Source organism: Luteimonas panaciterrae (genome assembly GCF_020511115.1).
GTDB classification, from domain to species: Bacteria; Pseudomonadota; Gammaproteobacteria; order Xanthomonadales; family Xanthomonadaceae; genus Luteimonas; species Luteimonas panaciterrae.
Genome location: NZ_JAJAVH010000003.1, coordinates 20,240 through 41,364, shown reverse-complemented (window position 1 = coordinate 41,364; position 21,125 = coordinate 20,240). Strand labels below are relative to the sequence as shown.

Genomic DNA, 21,125 nt, shown 5'->3' with positions numbered 1-21,125 from the left:
GGTTGGCGCGCTGCATCCGAATGAGCAGCGGACGTTTTCGTTGGCGGTGGAGATGTTTACGCCTGCTGTTAAGGGTGGGCGGCGGCATTGAGTCACGCCTGGCCTTTTTTGGCATCCGGCCCTAACTTCGTTGAAGAGCAGAAGCGTTTCGCCCCTTCGGGGCGAGTTCATTTCTTTTGGTAAGCCCCAAAAGAAACGAACCAAAGAAAAACGCTTTTCTCGACACAGCAATCCCATGGCGGAGAACGCCCCAGGATTTTCCGACTCGCCATCCATGGCTCGGTCGGAAAACGGCGGGCATCCTGCCCGCCGCCCTTCGGGTCTAGAGGCAATCATGGCTCGCAAGGTTTAGACGCCAAGAGCAAAAAGCTTTGCTCGGCTTCAGCTTTGCCTTTCGCTTCTAAAGACGAACCACCCTCAGACCCTGGAGACCCGGAGGGCGGTGCACAGGATGTGCGCCGTTTTTCGACCGAGCCGTGGATGGCGAGTCGAAAAATCCTGGTAGCAATGATGCTATGGGGCTGATTTGTCGGGGAAAGCGTTTTTCTTTGGTTCGTTTCTTTTGACGCTTATCAAAAGAAATGAACTCGGCCGCGCAGCGGACGAAACGCTTTTGCTCCCCCCAAAAACAATTCACATAACCGGCAGACTAATGAAACTCGCCTGCTGCGGCGTATGCCACACACGCTGCGTCGCCTTCCGATAATCCTCCGGCCTGGCAAAGAAGATGTTCGGCACAAAGGTCTGCGGGTTGCGGTCGTACAACGGGAACAGAGTCGACTGCACCTGCACCATGACGCGATGCCCCGGCAGGAAGACGTGGTTGGCCGTTGGCAGTCCGAAGCGATAGAGCAGCGTCTGGTTGGAGGCGATCGCCTGCGGCTTCTCGAAACTCTCGCGATAGCGGCCGCGGAAGATCGCCAGCGAGACTGCCAGTTCGTATCCGCCCATCGCCGGGCTCGAGGCCACCTGATCGGGATAGACGTCGATCAGCTTCACGATCCAGTCGCTGTCACTGCCGCTGGTGGAGGCCTGCAAATTCACCTGCGGCGCACCGCCAATACGCAGCGGCGCTGTCAGCGGCTCGCTGACGAAGGTGAGCACGTCGGTACGGCCGTCGACGAAGCGCTGATCCTGCACCAACCAAGTCGTCCACATGTCGCGATCGCTGAAGCGCACCGGCCGCTGCGCGAACGGCACCGGCTTGGCGGGATCGGAAACATATTCGTCGTATTCGGCCTGTCCCGCCACTGGCGCGTCGAACGACAGTTTGCCGCCGGCAAGCAGGTACAGTGGTTTCGGTTGCGCGCCACAACCTTGCTCGCAACTGCGTGGCCACGCCGTGTAGCGATCCCAATGATTCTCGCCCGTGTTGTAGATGAACACCGGCGGCGTATCGGCTTTGGGTGCGCCCTCGACGAGATACTGATCGAAGAACGGCTTGAGCACGTCGCGGCGGAACTGCAGCGCGGTATCGCCGTTCCACTTCAGCGCACCCAGCGACGAAGCGTCGTAGTTCACCTGACTGTGACGCCAGGGCCCCATCACCAGATAATTGAGATTGTTGCCGCTGTCGCGCGGCTCCATCGCCGCGTAGCTGTGGATCGCTCCCCACATGTCCTCCTGGTCCCACAGGCCTTGCAGCCACATCGTGGGCACCTTGAGCGGCGTGCGCGCCATCACCTTGTCGAGCGCTTGTTCCTGCCAGAAGGCGTCATAGCTCGGGTGTTCGCTGATCTTGAGCCAGTACGGCAACTGATCAAGCCCATTCGCTTTCGCATAGGCACCGGCGGAGCCAGCGCGCAGCAGATTGGTGTAATCGTCGTAAGCCGAATTGACGATCGATGCGCCCTTGCCGCGCGCCGACGTCTGTCCGGTGAAGTAACCGAAATTCACCTGCCGGAAGGCGCCGTAGTTGAACCAGTCGTCGCCCATCCAGCCATCGATCATCGGGCTTTCCGGCGCCGCCACCTTCAACGCCGGATGCGGGTCGACCAGTGCCATCACCACGGTGAAGCCTTCGTACGACGATCCGATCATGCCGACGCGGCCATTGGACTCGGGCAGGTGTTTCACCAGCCAATCAATGGTGTCCCAGGCATCCGTGGCGTGGTCGACCTTGGTGTTGTTGAGCGGTCCGCGCAGTGGACGCGTCACCACGTAGTCGCCTTCCGAGCCGTACTTGCCGCGAATGTCCTGGAACACGCGGATGTAACCCGCTTGCACGAACACTTCGTCACCCTGCGGCAGCACATCGATCATACGCGGCGAATCCATGCGGCTGGCTCGCCCGCTGGCGTCGTAAGGCGTGCGCGTCAGCAGGATCGGCGCGTTGCGCGCACCCTTCGGCACCACGATCACGGTGTGCAGCTTCACGCCGTCGCGCATCGGGATCATCACCTCGCGCTTGTCGTAATCGTAGCTGCTTGTGGGGGTGACGAACTTCTTGCCGGTGATGTCCGGCGTCATCGGCGGGGTCTGCGAAAAGGCCATGCCCGAGAGCAGGACGGCCAACGCGGGAACCAGCCAACGAATCGATGCAACGCGCATGGAGGTGCCTCCCGAAGGGAAGCGCCGACTGTATGTCACATGCCGCCGGGCTTCACAGTGACGAATGGCATATCCGCATGCCCGCTAAGGCAGGTTGCGCGTCTGTCCCGTACCGCGCACGACGAAGCGTTCCACCGTCAGCGACTCCGCGCCCATCGGCCCGTAGGCATGCAGGCGCGTGGTGGAGATTCCGATCTCGGCCCCCAGGCCGAGTTCGCCGCCGTCGGAAAAACGCGACGAGGCATTGACCATCACCACCGCGGCACGCAGCGACTGCACGAACTTCTCGGCATTGGCCTCATCGCGCGTGGCGATGACCTCGGTGTGGTCAGAGCCGAAGCGGCGGATGTGCGCGATGGCCTCGTCCAGCGAATCGACCACCCGCACCGCGATGATCAGATCGAGGAATTCGGCCGCGTAATCGTCATCGCTGGCGGGTTTGATGCCTTCGATCGCGGCCTGTGTGCGTTCGTCGCCGCGCAGTTCCACCCCATGCTCGCGCAGCATCGCCGCCGCCTTCGGCAGGAAATCGGCGGCGATATCGACATGCACCAGCAACGTCTCGAGCGCATTGCACACCCCCGGTCGCGACACCTTGCCGTCGAGCAGCAGGCGCAACGCAAGCTCCTGATCGGCGCTCGCATCCACGAACAGATGACAGACACCCTTGTAATGCTTGATCACCGGCACGCGCGCATGCTCGGCCACGAAACGAATCAACCCCTCGCCTCCGCGCGGGATGGCGAGGTCGACGATATCGTTGAGTTGCAGCAGTTCCAGCATCGTCTCGCGGCTCAGATCCTCGACCAGCGTCAGCGCGGCATCCGGCACTCCCGCCTCGCGCAGCGCCCGCTTCAGTGCCGTGGCGATCGCGGTGTTGGAATGGATGGCCTCACTGCCGCCACGCAGGATCACGCCGTTGCCCGCCTTCAGGCACAACGCTGCGGCGTCCGCGGTGACGTTGGGGCGCGCCTCGTAGATCATCACCACCACGCCCAACGGCACGCGCACGCGCTCGATGCCGATGCCGTTCGGACGAGTGTCGCGGCGCGTGATCAATCCGACCGGATCGGGCAACTCGGCCACTTCGCGCAACGCCTGGGCGATGCCGGCGAGGCGTTTTGGATCCAGCTTCAGGCGGTCAAGCATCGCGCCAGTGATGCCCTTCTCCGTCGCGGCCGCGAGATCACGCGCATTGGCTGCGAGGATCGCAGCCTCGTCGGCCTCGAGCGCGGCGGCCATCGCCCGCAACAGGGCGTTCTTGTCGTCCGTGGACAGCTGCGCGACGGCTTGCGCGGCGTCACGACACGCGATGGCTTGTGACTTGATGTCGCTCATGACTGTGTCTCTCGAACGTTCACCCATCCACCTTTCGCGGAAGAAGCCTACAAAAGCGTCAGATCGTCGCGATGGATGATCGTCTCGCCGTAGTTGTACCCCAATGTCGCCTCGATGTCGCGCGAATGGCGGCGCGCGATGCGGCGGATATCGGCCGCGGAATACTGGCTCACGCCGCGTGCGATGCGCTGCTCGCCACGTTCGTTGCGCCAACGCACCTCTACCATGTCGCCACGGCGGAAATCGCCCTGGGCATCCAGGACGCCACCGGGCAGCAGCGACGCGCCTTTCTCGATCACCGCATGCGCGGCGCCATCATCGACGAAGATGCCACCGGGTTCGGCAGGCGCGTTCTGCAGCCAGTGCTTGCGCGCGGCCAGGCGGCTGCGCGCGGCGTGGATGCGTGTGCCGGTCAGGCGATCGCGCGCCAGGCCTTCGAGCACGTCCGCGCGCGTGCCGTTGAACAGCACCGTCGCCACACCGGCCGCCGCCGCGCGTTGCGCCGCTTCCAGCTTGGTGCGCATGCCGCCGGTTCCCACGGAACTGCCCGCTCCGCCCGCGACGGCCAGCAGCGATGCGCTGAGTTGCGCAACGACCTCGACCGGCTTGGCATTGCGATCGGTACGCGGATCGGCATCGTAGAGGCCGTCGATGTCCGTGGCGATGAACAGCACTTCCGCATCCACGAGCGCGGCGACGATCGCCGCGAGCGTGTCGTTGTCGCCGAGTTTCAATTCGTCGACGGAGACCGTGTCGTTCTCGTTGACGATCGGCAGCGCCGATCGACGCAACAGTTCGCCCAGCGTGGCACGCGCATTCAAATAACGGCGGCGATTGCGCAGGTCATCGTGCGTCAACAGCACCTGCGCCACGGGGCGGTCGAAGAATCCTTGCCAGAAACCCATCAGCTGCGCCTGCCCGAGCGCGGCCAACGCCTGACGCTCGGCCATCGCCGCGCCCGGCGCCGGCTGCCGATGCGCGATCGCACGTCCCGCGGCCACCGCCCCGGAAGAAACAATCACCACCTCGCGGCCCGCGCGATGGCTTGCAGCTACGAACCCCGCGATCGCCTCGGCGTAATGCGGCGACAACCCACCGCCGTTGGCAGCCAGCAAGCTGCTGCCCACCTTGAGCACGGCGCGTCGCCAGGGCGGCAGTTGTTGTTCGGTGAAACCGCTCATGCGTCCTGCTTCGTTTCGATGAGTTCATCCAGACGCGCGCGCAGCACGTCCAGACGCAAGTCACCAGCCGCACCCGGCGAAATACGCGCCGCGAGGCTGGCCGCGGGATCGCCGCCCGCCCAGCGCTGCGGATCGGCGGCCTGTTTGTAGGCATCCCGGAACGGTACGCCCTGCTTCGCCAGATCGATCGCCAGATCGGTGGCGTACATCGACGGCTCGATCGCCGCTTGCATCCGCTGCTGGTTCCACTCCAGATTGCGCAGCAGGTCCGGCAGCAGCGCCAGCGCCGGTACGCCCTTGCCGAAAGCGTGGAACAGCGCGCCCTTGCTCGTCTGCAGATCGCGGTGATAGCCGGACGGCAGTGACAGCAGGTGCTCGATCTCGCTGCGCGCGGCAGCGACGCTGGCATGGCTGCCACGCATCAGTTCGACCACGTCGGGATTGCGCTTGTTCGGCATGATCGAACTGCCGGTGGTGTATTGCGGAGGCAACTTCACGAAACCGAATTCGGCGGCGGTGAACAGACTGAGATCCCACGCCAGCCGGCGCAGATCGAGCGTGGCACTGCCGAGCGCCTCGATCGCCGCCATCTCGAACTTTCCACGCGAGAGCTGCGCGTAGAGCGGCGAGACCTGCAAACGCGCGAAGCCGAGCGCTTCCGTGACCTCATCGCGCGCGAGCGGCAGGTTCACGCCGTAGCCGGCCGCGGTACCGAGCGGATTGGCGTCGATCCAGGCGTGCGTATCGCGCGCGCGGCGCGCGTTGTCGATGTAGGCCTCGGCCCAGCCGGCCCACCACATGCCCAGCGAAGACACCACGGCACGTTGCAGATGGGTATAGCCAGGCAGCGGCACGTCGGCTTCCGCCTGCGCGCGCGCGAGCGCGATGCCGGCCACTTCGATGCACAAGGCATCGATGCGCGCCAGCTTTTCCTTCAGCCAGAGCCGAGTGGCGACGAGGATCTGATCATTGCGACTGCGGCCGGTGTGGATGCGACGGCCGGCATCGCCCAATCGCTCGGTCAGGCGCGCCTCGATCGCGCTGTGGCCATCTTCGTAACGCGCGTCGAGCTCGAAGGCGCCGCTGCGAAAGTCCGCCGCCAGCGCATCGAGTTCCAGTGACAGCGCGCCAAGCTCGTCCTCGGACAGGATACCGATACGCTGCAGCCCTTCTGCGTGCGCCTTGCTCGCCACGATGTCGTGCAGGAAGAACTCACGGTCGAGCAGCACGTCGTCGCCGGCCAGGAATGCCTGGATTTCCGCATCGACGGTGACGCCGGGTTTTTGCCATAGCAGATCAGACATCGGGAATGCCCTCAAATTCGTTGAAGCCGAAGGCCAGGTTGAGATTCTGCATCGCCTGCGTCGCGGCGCCCTTGAGCAGGTTGTCGAGTGTGGAGACGACCACCAGACGGCGCCCGTCCGGCGACAGCGTGAAGCCGCCGATCTCGACGCCATGCTTGTTGGCGATCTCGCTGACCCAAGGTGCGCGATCACTCACCTGCACCAGCGGTTCGTCGGCGTAGTGCGCGACATAACGCGCCTTGGCGTCTTCCAGCGTTACTTCTTCGCGCAGATGCAGGTTGGCCGTGATCGTCAGCCCACGGAAATGCGGCGCGACATGCGGCATGAACTCGACCGGGCGCCCGAGCTGGCGCGTCACTTCGCGCTCGTGCATGTGATCGGCCAGCGAATACGGCATCAGGTTGTCGCGCAGCTTATCGGGATCATTGCGATCCGACGGGGTGGTGCCGGCACCGGAGTAGCCGGAAACACCGAAGCACTGCACCGGACCGTCGATCAGTTCCAGCATCGGCGCGATGGCGAGTTGCATCGCGCTGGCATAACAGCCTGGATTGCTGATGCGCTTCTGTCCCGCGTAGCGGTCGCGCGTCAGTTCCGGCAATCCGTAGTACCAGGCATCGTCGAAGCGGTAATCAGCGGAAAGATCGACGATCACAGGCCCCGAATCAGCATGACCGGCACCCGCAGCATCGAAGGCCGCCACGCAATCGCCGGCCTTGCCGTTGGGTAGCGCCAAGACCACGGCATCCGCACCCAGCGTCGGCAAAGTTTTGTGCGCGGGTGCGCTGTAGCGCAGATCGCCGCGATATTCGGCCACATGCGCCGAGACCGGTTGTCCGTCGAGTTCCCGCGACGACACGAAGGCGAGGTCGAAGTGTGGATGCCCCGCGATCAACCGGATCAGTTCCGCGCCGGTATGGCCGCGCGCACCGACGATGCCGACCGACTTGCTCATGGCTGCCCCGCTCCTTCACCGACGCGGTGATTCGCCAGCTTGTATTGCAAATGCCGCCTCGCGGCTGGCCATTCGGACTCGATGATCGAGAACACCACGGTGTCGCGGATGCTGCCATCGGCATGACGTTTGTGGCCTCGCAGCACACCATCCTGCTTGGCGCCAAGACGCGCGATGGCCGCGCGCGAAGCATGGTTGAACCAACTCGTTTCGAAGAACACCGAGATGCAACCCAATGTTTCGAAGGCATAACCCAGCAACAGCAGCTTGGCCTCCGTATTTAGCCCGGTCCGCTGCACGCGGGGCGCGTACCACGTGTAGCCGATGCTCAGCTTCGGCACTTCGGATTCCATGGCGTAGTAGCGCGTACTGCCGACCACTTCTCCTGTTGCATCGCGCACCACGAATGCAAGCGCATCGCCGGCCGCCTGCATCTTCAACGCCGCCGCAACGTAGGCGTCCACCGTTTCGGGTTTGGGCACATTGGTGTACCAGGCGCGCGACAGCACCCCATCCCCTAGCGATGCTCGCAATTCGTCGGCATGCGCTTGGGCCAGCGGCTCCAGCAGGACATGCTCGCCACACAGCGTCGGCACTTGCGACCACAGGCTCATGCCGCCACCGCACGATCAAACAAGGTCGGCTCACGCGTCGCGCAGTGCGCCACCGCCTGCTGGATCTCGTCGAAGCTTTCCAGCCCGTACCAGAACACCTTCCATTTCTCCTGCTTGTAGCAACCGTCGGACTCGGCGTAATAGAAATGGTTGACGGCGTTATGGTGGCGTGAGCGCCAGAACAGCTTCGGTGTCTCCTCGCGCATGACCTGCCACACCGCGCGCCCGAGCCCTTCGCCCTGCGCATCGTCCAGCACGGCGAACTTGTCGAGATACGGCAGTCCGTCCTCCTCGGTCAGGATGACGGCCGTGCGGTAGTTCTCGCTGACGTAGGCGCGCAGCAGCCGGGTGCGTTCGAAATAGTCATCCACCAACTGGCGGCCGAAGCTGGATTCGATCAGGCCGCGCAGGCGATCGAGATCCAGATCACTCCAGGACGTGGCGCGCTGCACGCGTTCGCCGCGCCGCACCAGCGTGCCCGACCCCTTGTGGGTGAACAATTCCTTGGCAAGATCGGCCGGACGCGTGATCGAGACCGACGATGCCAGCGGCAGATCATCGAGCAGATCCTTGATCTGTTCGATCTTCACGCGCATGCCGCCGTTGATCCACGGCTGCTGCATCAGATGCTCGTATTCGGTCGACAGATTGATCGAATCGATCACCTTGCCCTTCTCGTCGAGCAGCCCACCTGTGCCGGTGAGGAAGATGATCTTGTACGGCTGCAGTACCTGCACCAGCTCGTTGGCGGCGAAATCGGCGTTGACATTGAGAATCTGCCCGCCGGGCGTCTCGCCGAGACTGGCGATCACCGGGATCGAACCGGCCTGCAGACTGGCTTCGATCGGCGCCAGATTGACGCGCTTCACCTCACCGACCAGGCCATAAGTGTCGCGATCGAGGTATTCGGCTTCGAACACGCCTGAGGTGATCGAAGTCGCACGCGCGTCGGCGGCTTGCAGGGCTTCGACCAGCTTGAGGTTCGACGACTGGAACACGCGGCGCACGATCGCCAGTGCTTCCGGCGAGGTGACGCGCAGTCCGTTCACCGTCTTCTTCTCGATGCCGGCGGCGGACAGTTCCTCGTCGAGCTGCGGGCCTGCCCCATGCACGACGATCGGCGTCAAGCCGACCTGTTGCAGGAACGCCAGTGACGAGGTCAGCGCGTCGAGATCGTCGCGCAACACCGCGCCGCCGACCTTGACCACGGCGAAGCGCTTCGCATCCAGCTGCGAGAAGCGCTTGAGGTACTGGCTGATCTCCTTCGCGCTGGCCATGCTGGAGAGCAGGCGCACGATGGTTTGACGGGTCTGTTTATGCGCTTGCATGTTCGATGATCCGGGCAACGTGCTGCGTGTAAGTCTGCAATTGTTCGAGCGACACCCACTCGTCCGCGGTATGCGCCTGGGCGATGTCGCCGGGGCCGAAGACGACGGCGGTGAGGCCGGCGTCGGAGAACAGCGCCGCCTCGGTCCAGAAATCCACGGCGTTGCCGATCGGCAGGCCGAGCGCGTCGGCGAGATCACGCGCGATCAAGCGCCGGTTTTCCGCATCAGCGGTATCGCCGGCCGGCAGCGGCAAGCCCTGGAAGGTCGGTTCGTAGAGCGTGCCTTCGGGCGCGAGCGCGTGGAAGCGCGCATGAAGAGCATCGAGTCCTTGCGACGGCAGCGGCCGGAAGCCGAAACGCAGTTCCGCCTGCGGCGCGATCACGTTGGCCTTGATGCCGCCGTCGATGCGGCCGATGTTGAAGCGCAGGCCGGTGAGTCCGCCGAAGCGCTGGTGCGATTCGGCGGTGACGAGCGCGAGCGCGTCCGAACCCCAGCGGATCACCTGATGCAGTGCGCTGGTCTGCAGGGCTTCGGCGCCGGAGGCATGCCCCGCCCGCCCCTTGAACTCCATCCGCACCGAAGCGATGCCGCGATGCGCGAGCACCGCCTCGCACTGCGTCGGCTCGGCGACCAGGACTTCGTCGAAGCCGTGGTCCGTCTTGAGGAAAGCGTCGATGCAGCGCGCATCGTTGGCTTCCTCGTCGGTGGAGAACAGGAACGCGGCATCGCCTTGCACCGCGTTCGCGGCCGCGATCAGGCAGGCGGCGGCGCCCTTGATGTCGCAGGCACCGAGGCCGATGGCGCGATCGCCGGTGACGCGCAGCTTCAACGGATCATCCGACCACGCCGGCGAACTCGGCACCGTGTCCAGATGCACGTTGAACAAACGCTTCGGCGCACCGCGCACGGCGAACAACGTGACCGCGCCGGCGCCATGATCGCGCACGTCGATGCGGAAATCCGGCAGCTGCGCGCGGATGTAGTCGAAGATACCGCCGGTGCCGATGGCACGCGGCGGATTGCGAGTATCGAAGGACACCAGCGCGGCGAGGTGTTCGAGGACGGAAGGCAGCATGTCGGTCTCGATTACTTTCGGTTCACTTCCGCCCACAGCGTCGAACTCATGCCGTAGAGCTTGATGAAACCCTCGGCCTCGGCCACGCCCCAGTCCGCCGATTGCGCGTACGTGGCGCCCTTGGCGTTGAGGATGTGCGGCGAGGACACGGCGACGGCATCGACGCGTCCACCGCGCGTTTCCAGCACGACTTCGCCGTTGACGGTCTTCTGCGACGTGGCGAGGAAGGCTTCGAGATCACTCTTGAGCGGATCGTGGAAGAAGCCTTCGTAGACCAGCTCCACCCACTTGCGTCCGATCTCCGGCTTGAAGCGGTTCTGCTGCTTGCTCAGCACGGCTTCCTCGAGCGCGCGATGCGCGGCGAGCAGTGCGGTCAGGCCCGGCGCCTCGAACACGATGCGGCCCTTGAGTCCGATGGTGGTGTCGCCGGTGTACAAACCACGGCCGACGCCGTACTGCGCGAACATGGTGTTGAGCTTGGCCAGCAGCTTGGCGCCGGGCAGTTCGACACCGTCGAGCGCCACCGCTTCACCTTCGACGAAACGCACGGTGGTCCGCAGCGACTCCACCGGCCAGGCGCTGCGCGGCGCACACCAGCCGCGCGCGCCCTCGCCCGGCGCTTCCCAGCGGTCGATCTCGCCGCCGGACATGGTCAGGCCCAGCAGATTCTCGTTGATGGTGTAGGCCTTCTGCTTGGCGCGCACGCCGAAGCCGCGTTCCTCGAGATAACTCTGCTCGTAGGCGCGCACCTCGGTGTGCTCCTTCTGGATTTCGCGGATCGGCGCGAGGATGCGGTAGTCGCCGCTGGCCTTCACCGCCAGGTCGAAGCGCACCTGGTCGTTGCCCATGCCGGTGCAGCCGTGGGCGATCGCGTTCGTGCCGAGGTCGTGCGCGCGCGCAAGCGCGGCGTCGACGATGAGATAGCGGTCGGACACCAGCAATGGATACTGGCCCTGATACGCCTCGCCCGCCCACACGAACGGCTTGACGAAGCCGTCCCAGATCGCCGGGCCGCCATCGACGGTGACGTGGCTGGCCACGCCCAGCTCCGCGGCGCGATCCTCGATGAACTTGCGCTCCTCTTCATCCACGCCGCCGGTGTCGGCGAACACGGTATGCACGCGCCAGCCGCGCTCCTGCAGGTAAGGCACGCAGAAACTGGTGTCGAGGCCGCCGGAAAACGCCAGGACGACGTCGCCCTGGGCGCCGGGTTCGGAAGATTGAGGAGCAGTCATGGGGGTACTCGTGATAACGGGGTGGGGGCAAACCGGAAAGGGATACAACAGGCAGATTGCAGTCTTTGGACACCGATGCCGCTGGTGGGTCAGCCCTGTGCGGCCAGGGCGGCCATCACCGCCTTCTGGACGTGCAGGCGGTTTTCGGCTTCCTCGATGGCGATGCAGCTCTTGGAGTCCATCACCGCATCGGTGGCCTTGACGTTGCGGCGCAGCGGCAGGCAGTGGCTGAAGACGGCGTTGTTGGTCTTCGCCATCTTGGCCTCGTCGACGATGAAGTGCTTGTAACGGTCGCGGATGGGCTTCTCGGGCTCCCAGTTGCCGAAATACGGCAATGCCCCCCAGCTCTTGGCGTAGACGACGTCGGCGCCGGCATAGGCGCTGTCGATGTCGTGGCTGATCGTGAGCGAGCCGCCCGATTCCTGGACGTTGTCGCGTGCCCAGCCCATGTAGCGTTCGTCGAGCAGGTATTGCTCGGTGGGACACAGCAGGGTCACATCCATGCCGAGGCGGGTGGCGATGGTCAGCGCGGAGTTGGCGACCGCCGTGTTCAAGGCCTTCGGGTGGTAGGTCCAGGTGAGGACGTACTTCTTCCCGCGCAGGTCGGCGGTGCCGAAATGCTCCTGCAGCGCCAGGGCGTGGGCCAGCTCCTGGCAGGGATGGGTGATGGTCTCCATGTTGATCACCGGCACCGTCGCGTACTTGGCGAAGCCGGCCAGCACCTTGTCCTGGCGGTCAACGGACCAGTCGACGAACTTCGGGAAGGCGCGCACGCCGATCATGTCGACATAGCGGCTGAGCACGCGCGCCACCTCGGCGATGTGCTCCTCGGTCTCGCCGTCCATCACCGTGCCGAGTTCGAACTCGATCGGCCACGCGTCCTTGCCGGGCGCCAGCACCACGGCATGCCCGCCGAGCTGGAAGGCGCCCAGTTCGAAGCTGGTCCGCGTGCGCAGCGACGGATTGAAGAACACGAGCGCGATGGACTTGCCCTTCAGCGCATCGCCGAGCTTGTTGCGCTTGTAGAGCGCCGCCTGCGTCAGCAGCGCATCGAGATCGGCGCGGCTCCAGTCCTGGGTGTTGAGGAAGTGCTTCATGGTGGCAAGAACCCTAGCTGTTGCATTGAAAAGTCCGCACATGAAAGTGCGGGCTCTTGCGGAGGGACCCGCATAACACATAAACGAAAAAACCCGGCATTCGCCGGGTTTCTAGCTCGAGACGCGAAACCGCCTCCGGCTTACCCAGCGAGCAATCGGGTTTCCGGTCGGCGCGCGCGCGACGTCATTCCGGCCGCCATGCGGGCGGAGGTGAGGATGTCGGCGGCGGCAAGGGTCTGGCGCATCGTGTGCGCATGGTCGCATGGGGCGGCGGAGCACGCAAGAAACCCCGCTCGGCCCGGCGATGGTTTGCCTAGTCGTTGTCGGTACCGGCCACGATCGGGGTCACCGACACCCGCACGCGCAGGCGGTTGCCCGGATCGTATGGCAGGCGCGACCGGTATTTGATGCCGTGATGGACGTAATCGACGTCGTAGGCGATCGGCCGGCGGAATTCCTTGTCGACCGGCACCAGCCGGCACTTGCGGCCCTTGGCGGGCGGCGTGCCCGCCGTCTCCTCCTCCGGCTGCCGGGTTTCGGCATTGGAATCGGACGTGAAGACGCCCTTGACCGAATCCAGGAACTTCATGAAACCGCGCGGCTCCTCGCCGTTTTCCGGCTTGTTCTTGCGCTTCTCCGCCCGTGTCGGCTCCTCGCATTCCTCCGTCATGCCGGTGGCGCGCAGGGTCTGGTAGATCGGCTGCGCCCGCAGCACTTGCGCGAACTCGGTGCGCACGTTCTCCGGCTGAGGCATCACCAGTTCCTGCCCCGCCGCCGGGAGCGCCACGGCGGCAAGCAACACGACGGTGGTAAGGAGACGGCTGTGTGGCATTAACCTTGGACGGAATCCGGGATGGCAGCAGTGTAGGTGCTCGTTTCGCGACGGGGGCTGAATCTCGGCTGTCATGGCTCCGCCCCGGCCGGTAGAATCCCTGCTCCTCCCGCCTCTCCTCCCGATGAGCCTGCGTCTTTTCAACACCCTGACCCGCAGGGTCGACCCGTTCGTGCCCCTAGACCCGGCCTGCCCGACGATGTACGTCTGCGGCCCGACCGTCTACAACTACGTGCACATCGGCAACGCCCGCGGCCCCGTGGTGTTCGGCGTGCTGGCCGCGCTGCTGCGCCGGCGCTTCGGGGCGCTGAAGTACGCGCGCAACATCACCGACATCGACGACAAGATCAACGCGGCCGCCGGCGAACAAGGTGTGCCGATCAGCGCGATCACCGATCGTTTCGCTGCCGCCTATCGCGAGGACATGGCCGCGCTCGGCGTCACGCCTCCGGACATCGAACCCGAGGCCACGCGCCACGTCGCGCAGATCATCGCCATGATCGAGACGCTGATCGCGAATGGCCACGCCTACGCCGCCGAAGGCCATGTGCTGTTCGCGGTCGATACCTTCGACGGCTACGGCAAGCTCTCGCGCCGCGATCCCGAGGACATGCTGGCCGGCGCCCGCATCGAAGTGGCGCCGTACAAGCGCGGCCCCGGCGATTTCGTGCTCTGGAAGCCTTCCAGCGACGATCTCCCCGGCTGGGAGTCGCCCTGGGGACGCGGCCGCCCTGGCTGGCACATCGAATGCTCGGCCATGGCCGCCGCGCATCTGGGCGACACCATCGACATCCATGCCGGCGGCGTCGACCTGCAGTTCCCGCATCACGAGAACGAGATCGCACAGAGCGAATGCGCGCACGGCGGCAAGACCTTCGCGCGGTTCTGGCTGCACAACGGCATGCTCAATTTCGCCGGCGCGAAGATGTCGAAGTCGCTGGGCAACATCGAGAAGGTGCACGACCTCGTGCGCGCACACCCGCCCGAGGCGCTGCGCTACGCGCTGCTGTCGGCGCACTACCGGCAGCCGCTGGACTGGTCGCCGGCGCTGATCGAGCAAAGCATCCGCACACTGGATCGGCTGTACGGCACGCTGCGCGATCTGGTGGACATCGAGGCGGCGCCCGAGATCCCGGAAGTCGTCGAAGCGGCGCTCGAAGACGATCTCAACACGCCGCAGGCGCTGGCCGAACTCTCGGCCATTGCCGCCGATGCGCGCAAGACCGACGACGTGGAAGCCAAACGCCGCCTGAAATCGCAGCTGCTCGGCGCCGGACTGGCGCTCGGCCTGTTGCAGCAGCCGCCCGCGGACTGGTTCGCGCGCGGCGTGTCGGAAGACGACGACGAACGCATTCAGGGCCTGATCGACGAACGCGCGGCCGCGAAGAAGAACCGCGACTTCGCCCGCGCCGATGCGATCCGCGACCAACTGGCCGCCGAAGGCATCCTGCTGGAGGACACGCCGCAAGGCGTGCGCTGGAAGCGCGCGTAACCCCGCTTTTCCTTCCCCCTCTGGGGCAAGGTGGCGCGAAGCGCCGTATGAGGGAAGGAAATCACTGACCGATGTACGTTTTCTCGCAAGTCATCCTCCCGCCCTCATCCGCCCCTGCGGGGCACCTTCTCCCGAGGGGAGAAGGGAAAAGCTGAAGCCGTTGCATAAGCACTTTTATCCCCCATTGTTGCCGTAATGAACGCTACCGCTCCCCTGTTCCCGCTCGAAGCCACCGCGACCGAAGCCCAGGCCGCGATCAAGGACGAGTTCGCCTTCTTCGGCGACTGGTCCGAGCGTTACCAGTATCTGATCGACCTGGGCCGCAAGCTGCCGGCCTTCCCCGAAGCATGGAAGACGGAAGAACATCGTCTGCACGGCTGCCAATCGCTGGTCTGGATCGTGCCGTCCGGGGATGCCTCACGACTCGATTTCGCGGCGGTCAGCGATTCGGCCATCGTCTCCGGCCTGATCTTTCTCGCCTTGCGTGTGTACTCGGGACGCAGCGCGCAAGAGATCCTCGATACCTCGCCTGACTACATCGCCGCCGTCGGCCTGGCCAAGCATCTGTCGCCGACGCGCAGCAATGGGCTGGCGGCGCTGCTCGCCTACATCCGCGACACGGCACAGCGCAAACTGTGAACACCGACGCTTCCGCCGCCGTTGGGGCGGAAGCTGTTTCGCCACTGCGCAACCGCGGCTTCCTGTCGCTGATGCTGTACCGCATCTGCACGATGCTGTCGTACCAGATCGTCGCGGTCACCGTCGGCTGGCACGTCTACGAAGTCACGCGCCAGCCGTTCGCGCTCGGCCTGATCGGATTGGCGGAAGTGCTGCCGTATTTCTGCGTGGCGCCGTTCGCCGGTTATCTCGTCGATCATTTGCCGCGACGCAAGCTCGGCATGGTGGCCTGTCTCGGCCTGGCGCTGACGCCGTTGCTGCTGATGGTGTTGACGATCGGCCTGCTCCCGATCGTGGGCGTGTGGCCGATCTATGTGGCGATCGCCTTCACCGGCATGGTGCGTGCGTTCCTCGGTCCGGTCTATAACGCGCTATTCGCGCGCGTGCTGCCGCGCAAGCAGTTCACGCGCGGTGCCAGCCTTGGCAGCGTCGTGTTCCAGACGGGCCTGGTGATCGGGCCGGCGCTCGGTGGTGCGCTGGTTGGCGTGGCCGGCAAGGCGGCCGCCTACGGCACGGGCGCCGCTATCGCGCTGCTGGCCGTCGCCGCGCTGGCGTCGATGCGCGTCACCGAGCCGCCGCAGCTGCTGCAGCGCGCGCCGATCTTCTCCAGCATCGGCGAAGGTCTGCGCTTCGTGTTCGGCAACCAGATCATGCTCGCGGCGATGGCACTGGACATGTTCTCGGTGCTGCTCGGCGGCGCGATGTCGATGCTGCCCGCCTTCATCCACGACATCCTGCATTACGGACCGGAGGGCCTCGGCATCCTGCGCGGCGCGCCGGCGCTGGGTTCGATCGTGGTCGCGCTGTGGCTGGCGCGACATCCGTTGCAGAAGCATGCGGGCCGCGTGCTGCTGATCGCCGTCGCCTGCTTCGGCCTGTGCACGATCGCGTTCGCGCTGTCGCGGCAATTCTGGCTGTCGGCGGCGATCCTAGTGGCCTATGGCATGTGCGACGGCGTCTCGGTGGTGATGCGCTCGACCATCATGCAATTGGTCACGCCCGACGACATGCGTGGCCGCGTTTCCTCGATCAACGGCATTTTCATCGGCTCCTCGAACGAACTCGGCGCCTTCTACGACGGCGTGATGGCGCGATTGCTCGGCCTGGTGCCTGCGGTGATCGTGGGCGGATTCGTCACGCTGGGCGTGGTCGGGATCACGACTTGGAAAGCGCCGAGACTGCGCAGGCTCGATCTGCGCGATCTGCAATAAACAACGGCAACCGCCGTCACATCTCCAACGATGCCAGTCACGGCGATGTCGCATCGGCGCATGCATACTCGCGCGGCCGCACTCTTGGGGGAATGCGGCGACAGGCAACTTCAAAATAGGAGAGAACCATGTTGAAAGGCATTCGTGCCTCGGTCTGCGCGCTCATGCTGATCGCCGCTTCCGCGCTCACCGTCGCATCCGCCGACGAACGCAACGCACCGGCCGGCGATCTCGCCCAACTGTCGGCGGCGCTGGAAGGCAAGGCCCCGGCACCGCGCGCGCTGTCCTTCGATGACGAAGAAACACCATACGAAGCCTGCTTCCGCTTGTGCCGGGAATACTGGCAGGAAGAGTGCCCGGAGATCGGTCGCGAGAATTGCGAGGAAGGCTACCAGCGCTGCTACGAGAACTGCTGGTGGTGAGCATCTCCGCGCTGTGCAAGACGAAAGCCCCGCCATGCGGGGCTTTTTTGTTTCAGCGGACGATCAAAGCCACTCAATTAGGTCAATCCGCCTGCCCTCCGCTGGCTCGGCATGTTTAACTGGCGACAGCGAACCTCGGAGATGAGTTTGCAGAACGATCGCACCAACGCCGCAGCCGACACCAAGCCACCCGCCTCGCGCTCGGGCAGCGCCGCCCTCATGGCCGTCGGTTCCATGATCTCGGTGCAGTTGGGCGCCGCGCTGGCGCAGCCGACCATGCACGACTACGGGCCCTTCGCCACGACCTGGGGACGGCTCGTGTGGGCGGCACTCCTCCTGTGCGTGGTGGTGCGCCCAGATTTCCGCCGCTATCACGGCAAGGAGATCCTCGCCGCGCTGGCGCTCGGCGCCGCGATCGCGATGATGACGCTCTCGTTCTTCGTGGCGATCACGCGCGTGCCGCTCGGCCTGGTCGTGGCGATCGAGTTCGTGGGGCCGCTCGGGGTGGCAGCGCTGGGATTCGCGCGCAGCTGGCGCCTGGTCTGGCTGTTGCTTGCCTTCGCCGGTGTGCTTCTGCTGGTGCGGACTCGCGAAGGCTGGAGCGTCGATCTGGTCGGCTTCGGCTTCGCGCTTATCGCTGCCGTGGGATGGGGGGCCTACATCCTGCTGAGCAAGCGCATCGGGCAAGCCTTCCATGGTCTGGAAGGACTGGCGATCTCGCTCGCGGCCGCGGCACTGATCGCGACACCCTTCGGCGTGTACGAAACCCGCCTCCACATTCCCGACGGGCTGATGCTGCAGACGTTCGGCCTCGCGATCCTGACGCCACTGCTGCCGTATGCGCTGGAAATGATGGCGCTGCGCCGGCTGCCCTCGGCGACGTTCGGCGTGCTGATGAGCGCCGAACCCGGCATCGGCGCGCTCGCCGGTTATCTCATCCTGCAGCAGCCGCTGAGCCTGCAACAGATGGCGGGCATTCTCTTCGTGATCTGCGCCAGTGTCGGAGCCGTGGTCAGTACACGGGAATGACGTCGGCGCTTGAGGTGCCTAAAAACAAATCGTCATCCCGGTGGAAGCCGGGATGACGAGCGGAAGAACAGGCGTTCTTCAGTTCTGGATCAGTCGCCGATCTGCTTCTGCAGATGTTCCCAGCGTTCCTGTTCGTCGATGGTGCGCTCGGCGGTGAGGCGCGCTTCCAGGCGCTCCAGGCCGATCTCCTCGCCCGAATCGACGCTGTAGCCGTATTCGCCGGCATCCAGACGCTTGAGCGTGCTGTCGATCTTGCCGATCAGCTTGCGGTAGCGGTCGCGGGTGCGCAGTTCCAGCGAGTTCTCGGTTTCGCGGGTGGCGCGTTCGGCTTCGTCGCCGACGTCGCGCACTTCGTCCTTGAGGTTCTCGATGGTCTGCTTGGATTCCTCGACCAGGTCCGCACGCCACTGCAGCAGGCGCTGGCGGAAGTACTCGACCTGCAGCGGGCTCATGTATTCCTCGTCCACGCTCGGCTTGTAGCCGTCGGGGACGATCGGACGGCCACTGGCCTTGTCGGTCTTGTACGGCACCACCTTGACCTTGACCTTCGGCGCGGGCGTGGTCGGCTTGGCCGCGATGGCCACGGCCACCTTGCCTACCGGGCGCGGCGCGAACGCCGACTTGACGGCGACGGGCTTGCTGTTGGTTTCGCTGGCGGCGGGTGCCTTGGCGGGAGCCGGCTTCTTCTCGGCGACTGCCGGCGCTGGCGTCGCGGCGCGCGTCGGCGGGGCCGGCTGCTTTTTCTCGGGGGCAGGCGCGGGAACCGGAGCCTTCTTCACCGGTGCCGGCTTCGCGGCGGCGGCAGCAGGCTTGGCGGCCGGCTTTGCCGGGGCCGGGGCCTTCTTCACCGCCTTGGCTGGCGGCGGCGCCTTCTTGGTCGCCGGAGCCACTTTCTTGGCAGCCGGCTTCTTGGCGACGACCTTCTTCGCAGGCGCCGACTTCTTGGCCACGGCTTTCTTCGCCGCCGGCTTGGCAACGGGCTTCTTGACGGCGGCCTTCTTGGCGACGGGCTTTGCGGGCTTCTTGGCGGCCTTGGCGGCCTTTTTCGCGGGTTTCTTCACTGCCACTTTGCTGCAATCCTTCCTGATTTTCCCCCGGATGGGAGAGGATTCCCTTGGACGGGAAAGCGCGCTGTTATACCCTTCTCGGCTGACAGCGGCAACCGCGGCAGTATGCGGTGAGCCCCATTCACCCGCCGTGATCGACCGCCTCCTTATTCTCCTGCTACGCGGCTATAAACGTTGGCTGAGTCCCCTGCTCGGCCAGCGCTGCCGTTTTGTGCCGACCTGCTCGGAATACGCCATAGAAGCCATCGCCCGTTTTGGCGCCTGGCGTGGCGGCTGGCTGGCGATCCGCCGCATCGGCCGCTGCCATCCGCTGCATCCGGGCGGGCACGACCCTGTCCCGCCCCACTCCTAAAGGACTCCGCATGGCCGATACCTTGATCGTCAACGCCCGCCTCGTCAGCGACGGGCGCGAATCCGATGGCGACCTGCGCATCGCGCACGGCCGCATCGAGGCCATCGGCAGCGGCCTGAGTGCCCGCGAGGGCGAGACCGTGATCGACGCGCGCGGCCGCCGCCTGCTGCCGGGCATGATCGACGATCAGGTGCACTTCCGCGAACCCGGCCTCGAACACAAGGCCGATATCGCCACCGAATCGGCTGCGGCGGTGGCCGGCGGGCTGACCAGCTTCATGGACATGCCCAATACCAGCCCGCCGACGCTCAACGCTGCCGCGCTGGAGGACAAATACCGCCGCGCCGCCGGACGCGCCCGCGCCAACTACGGCTTCTACTTCGGCGCGAGCAACGACAACCTCGCCGACGTGCGCAGCCTCGATCCGCTGGCCGCGCCGGGCATCAAGGTGTTCATGGGCGCTTCCACCGGCAACATGCTGGTGGACAACCCCGACACGCTGGACGCCATCTTCCGCGAAGCGCCGACCCCGATCATCACCCACTGCGAAGACACGCCGATGATCGACGCGCTGCTGGCGAAATATCGCGCCGAATACGGCGACGACATTCCCGCCGACAAGCACCCGGACATCCGTTCGCGCGAAGCCTGCATGAAATCGACGCAGCTCGCGCTCTCGCTCGCGCGCAAGCACGACACGCGCCTGCACGTGCTGCACATTTCCACCGCCGACGAACTGGCCCTGTTCACGCCAGGCCCGCTGATCGACGGCAATGGCGTGCGCAAGCGCATCACCGCGGAAACCTGCATCCATTTCCTGCGCTTCGATCGCGCCGACTATGCCCGCCTCGGCCATCTCATCAAGTGCAATCCGGCGATCAAGGACGCGAGCGATCGCGAGGCGCTGATCCGCGCCCTCGCCTCGGATGTGATCGACGTACTCGCCACCGACCATGCACCGCATACGCTGGAAGAAAAGTCGCAGCCGTACACCCGCGCACCCAGCGGCCTGCCGCTGGTGCAATACGCCTTGGTCGCGGCGCTGGAACTGGTGCACGAAGGCCGCCTGAGCACCACTCAGGTCGTGCAGAAGTTCGCGCATGCACCGGCGCAGTTGTTCGACGTGAAGGAACGCGGCTACCTGCGCGAGGGTTATCACGCCGATCTGGTGCTGGTCGAGGACACACCCTTCACGGTGCGGCGCGAGGACGTGCTGTCCAAGTGCGGCTGGTCGCCGTTCGAAGGCACGACGTTCCGTTCGCGCATCGCCTCCACCTGGGTCAACGGCGAGCTGGCGTGGGATGGCTCGCGACTGATCGGCGAACCGCGGGGCCAGCGACTGGAGTTCGCGCGTTGAGGTCGACG

General features: G+C 65.2%; 19 protein-coding genes. 7 read left to right on the top strand and 12 right to left on the bottom strand.

What is annotated here, in order from left to right; genetic code table 11:
- Window positions 1-633: 633 nt before the first annotated feature.
- From LG367_RS04850 to LG367_RS04800, 11 genes are all read right to left on the bottom strand, one after another.
- On the bottom strand, window positions 634-2,493 hold the full coding sequence (locus tag LG367_RS04850) for a CocE/NonD family hydrolase (protein ID WP_425490920.1): 1,860 nt from the start codon (window positions 2,491-2,493) through the stop codon (window positions 634-636).
- Window positions 2,494-2,634: 141 nt separating this feature from the next.
- Window positions 2,635-3,888, bottom strand: coding sequence for a glutamate-5-semialdehyde dehydrogenase (locus tag LG367_RS04845; protein WP_226468106.1), 1,254 nt, complete (start codon window positions 3,886-3,888; stop codon window positions 2,635-2,637).
- 47 nt (window positions 3,889-3,935) lie between these two features.
- Window positions 3,936-5,069, bottom strand: a complete 1,134-nt coding sequence (proB, locus tag LG367_RS04840) for a glutamate 5-kinase (protein WP_226468105.1) — start codon at window positions 5,067-5,069, stop codon at window positions 3,936-3,938.
- The gene (gene argH, locus LG367_RS04835; RefSeq protein ID WP_226468104.1) at window positions 5,066-6,373 is read right to left on the bottom strand and encodes an argininosuccinate lyase; all 1,308 of its coding nucleotides are present in this window, start codon (window positions 6,371-6,373) and stop codon (window positions 5,066-5,068) included. The genes proB and argH overlap by 4 nt, the downstream gene beginning before the upstream one ends.
- Window positions 6,366-7,328, bottom strand: a complete 963-nt coding sequence (gene argC, locus LG367_RS04830) for an N-acetyl-gamma-glutamyl-phosphate reductase (RefSeq protein WP_226468103.1) — start codon at window positions 7,326-7,328, stop codon at window positions 6,366-6,368. Before argC ends, argH begins: the two co-directional genes overlap by 8 nt.
- Window positions 7,325-7,942 carry a GNAT family N-acetyltransferase gene (locus tag LG367_RS04825; RefSeq protein ID WP_226468102.1) on the bottom strand — a complete coding sequence of 206 codons (618 nt, stop codon included), beginning with the start codon at window positions 7,940-7,942 and terminating at the stop codon, window positions 7,325-7,327. Before LG367_RS04825 ends, argC begins: the two co-directional genes overlap by 4 nt.
- The gene (locus LG367_RS04820) at window positions 7,939-9,270 is read right to left on the bottom strand and encodes an acetylglutamate kinase (RefSeq protein ID WP_226468101.1); all 1,332 of its coding nucleotides are present in this window, start codon (window positions 9,268-9,270) and stop codon (window positions 7,939-7,941) included. Before LG367_RS04820 ends, LG367_RS04825 begins: the two co-directional genes overlap by 4 nt.
- Complete coding sequence (locus LG367_RS04815; RefSeq protein WP_226468100.1) at window positions 9,257-10,345, bottom strand: acetylornithine deacetylase; 1,089 nt, start codon at window positions 10,343-10,345, stop codon at window positions 9,257-9,259. Before LG367_RS04815 ends, LG367_RS04820 begins: the two co-directional genes overlap by 14 nt.
- 11 nt (window positions 10,346-10,356) lie before the next feature.
- Complete coding sequence (locus LG367_RS04810; RefSeq protein ID WP_226468099.1) at window positions 10,357-11,580, bottom strand: argininosuccinate synthase; 1,224 nt, start codon at window positions 11,578-11,580, stop codon at window positions 10,357-10,359.
- Between the two features lie 89 nt (window positions 11,581-11,669).
- Entirely contained in the window at window positions 11,670-12,719 is a 1,050-nt protein-coding gene (locus LG367_RS04805) for an N-acetylornithine carbamoyltransferase (protein ID WP_226468098.1), read from the bottom strand.
- A gap of 271 nt (window positions 12,720-12,990) precedes the next feature.
- Entirely contained in the window at window positions 12,991-13,509 is a 519-nt protein-coding gene (locus LG367_RS04800; RefSeq protein WP_226468097.1) for a hypothetical protein, read from the bottom strand.
- A 124-nt stretch (window positions 13,510-13,633) separates the two neighbouring features.
- Here LG367_RS04800 and cysS point away from each other — a divergent pair, with 124 nt between their 5' ends.
- The 5 genes from cysS to LG367_RS04775 all read left to right on the top strand — a co-directional run bounded on the left by cysS (window position 13,634) and on the right by LG367_RS04775 (window position 18,341).
- The gene (cysS, locus tag LG367_RS04795) at window positions 13,634-15,001 is read left to right on the top strand and encodes a cysteine--tRNA ligase (protein ID WP_226468096.1); all 1,368 of its coding nucleotides are present in this window, start codon (window positions 13,634-13,636) and stop codon (window positions 14,999-15,001) included.
- A 195-nt stretch (window positions 15,002-15,196) separates the two neighbouring features.
- On the top strand, window positions 15,197-15,640 hold the full coding sequence (locus LG367_RS04790) for a SufE family protein (protein WP_226468095.1): 444 nt from the start codon (window positions 15,197-15,199) through the stop codon (window positions 15,638-15,640).
- A 44-nt stretch (window positions 15,641-15,684) separates the two neighbouring features.
- The gene (locus LG367_RS04785; RefSeq protein ID WP_264179791.1) at window positions 15,685-16,890 is read left to right on the top strand and encodes an MFS transporter; all 1,206 of its coding nucleotides are present in this window, start codon (window positions 15,685-15,687) and stop codon (window positions 16,888-16,890) included.
- Window positions 16,891-17,018: 128 nt separating this feature from the next.
- Window positions 17,019-17,312, top strand: a complete 294-nt coding sequence (locus LG367_RS04780; protein WP_226468093.1) for a hypothetical protein — start codon at window positions 17,019-17,021, stop codon at window positions 17,310-17,312.
- Window positions 17,313-17,453: 141 nt separating this feature from the next.
- Complete coding sequence (locus LG367_RS04775; RefSeq protein WP_226468092.1) at window positions 17,454-18,341, top strand: EamA family transporter; 888 nt, start codon at window positions 17,454-17,456, stop codon at window positions 18,339-18,341.
- An 89-nt stretch (window positions 18,342-18,430) separates the two neighbouring features.
- On the opposite strand, the gene dksA is transcribed toward LG367_RS04775, so the two are convergent.
- Window positions 18,431-19,408: an RNA polymerase-binding protein DksA gene (gene dksA, locus LG367_RS04770; protein WP_226468091.1), complete on the bottom strand. Its 978-nt coding sequence runs from the start codon at window positions 19,406-19,408 to the stop codon at window positions 18,431-18,433.
- A 130-nt stretch (window positions 19,409-19,538) separates the two neighbouring features.
- Between dksA and yidD the strand changes: the two genes are divergently transcribed.
- Together yidD and LG367_RS04760 are read left to right on the top strand one after the other, a co-directional pair.
- Window positions 19,539-19,760, top strand: a complete 222-nt coding sequence (gene yidD / locus LG367_RS04765; protein ID WP_226468090.1) for a membrane protein insertion efficiency factor YidD — start codon at window positions 19,539-19,541, stop codon at window positions 19,758-19,760.
- 10 nt (window positions 19,761-19,770) lie between these two features.
- Complete coding sequence (locus tag LG367_RS04760; RefSeq protein WP_226468089.1) at window positions 19,771-21,117, top strand: dihydroorotase; 1,347 nt, start codon at window positions 19,771-19,773, stop codon at window positions 21,115-21,117.
- Window positions 21,118-21,125 lie beyond the last annotated feature (8 nt).

Excerpts from the sequence above, each read along its gene's own strand:
- LG367_RS04850 (WP_425490920.1), bottom strand. The coding sequence starts at position 2,493 with ATGGCCTTTTCGCAGACCCCGCCGATGACGCCGGACATCACCGGCAAG.
- LG367_RS04845 (WP_226468106.1), bottom strand. The coding sequence starts at position 3,888 with ATGAGCGACATCAAGTCACAAGCCATCGCGTGTCGTGACGCCGCGCAA.
- proB (WP_226468105.1), bottom strand. The coding sequence starts at position 5,069 with ATGAGCGGTTTCACCGAACAACAACTGCCGCCCTGGCGACGCGCCGTG.
- argH (WP_226468104.1), bottom strand. The coding sequence starts at position 6,373 with ATGTCTGATCTGCTATGGCAAAAACCCGGCGTCACCGTCGATGCGGAA.
- argC (WP_226468103.1), bottom strand. The coding sequence starts at position 7,328 with ATGAGCAAGTCGGTCGGCATCGTCGGTGCGCGCGGCCATACCGGCGCG.
- LG367_RS04825 (WP_226468102.1), bottom strand. The coding sequence starts at position 7,942 with ATGAGCCTGTGGTCGCAAGTGCCGACGCTGTGTGGCGAGCATGTCCTG.
- LG367_RS04820 (WP_226468101.1), bottom strand. The coding sequence starts at position 9,270 with ATGCAAGCGCATAAACAGACCCGTCAAACCATCGTGCGCCTGCTCTCC.
- LG367_RS04815 (WP_226468100.1), bottom strand. The coding sequence starts at position 10,345 with ATGCTGCCTTCCGTCCTCGAACACCTCGCCGCGCTGGTGTCCTTCGAT.
- LG367_RS04810 (WP_226468099.1), bottom strand. The coding sequence starts at position 11,580 with ATGACTGCTCCTCAATCTTCCGAACCCGGCGCCCAGGGCGACGTCGTC.
- LG367_RS04805 (WP_226468098.1), bottom strand. The coding sequence starts at position 12,719 with ATGTGCGGACTTTTCAATGCAACAGCTAGGGTTCTTGCCACCATGAAG.
- LG367_RS04800 (WP_226468097.1), bottom strand. The coding sequence starts at position 13,509 with ATGCCACACAGCCGTCTCCTTACCACCGTCGTGTTGCTTGCCGCCGTG.
- cysS (WP_226468096.1), top strand. The coding sequence starts at position 13,634 with ATGAGCCTGCGTCTTTTCAACACCCTGACCCGCAGGGTCGACCCGTTC.
- LG367_RS04790 (WP_226468095.1), top strand. The coding sequence starts at position 15,197 with ATGAACGCTACCGCTCCCCTGTTCCCGCTCGAAGCCACCGCGACCGAA.
- LG367_RS04780 (WP_226468093.1), top strand. The coding sequence starts at position 17,019 with ATGTTGAAAGGCATTCGTGCCTCGGTCTGCGCGCTCATGCTGATCGCC.
- LG367_RS04775 (WP_226468092.1), top strand. The coding sequence starts at position 17,454 with ATGAGTTTGCAGAACGATCGCACCAACGCCGCAGCCGACACCAAGCCA.
- LG367_RS04760 (WP_226468089.1), top strand. The coding sequence starts at position 19,771 with ATGGCCGATACCTTGATCGTCAACGCCCGCCTCGTCAGCGACGGGCGC.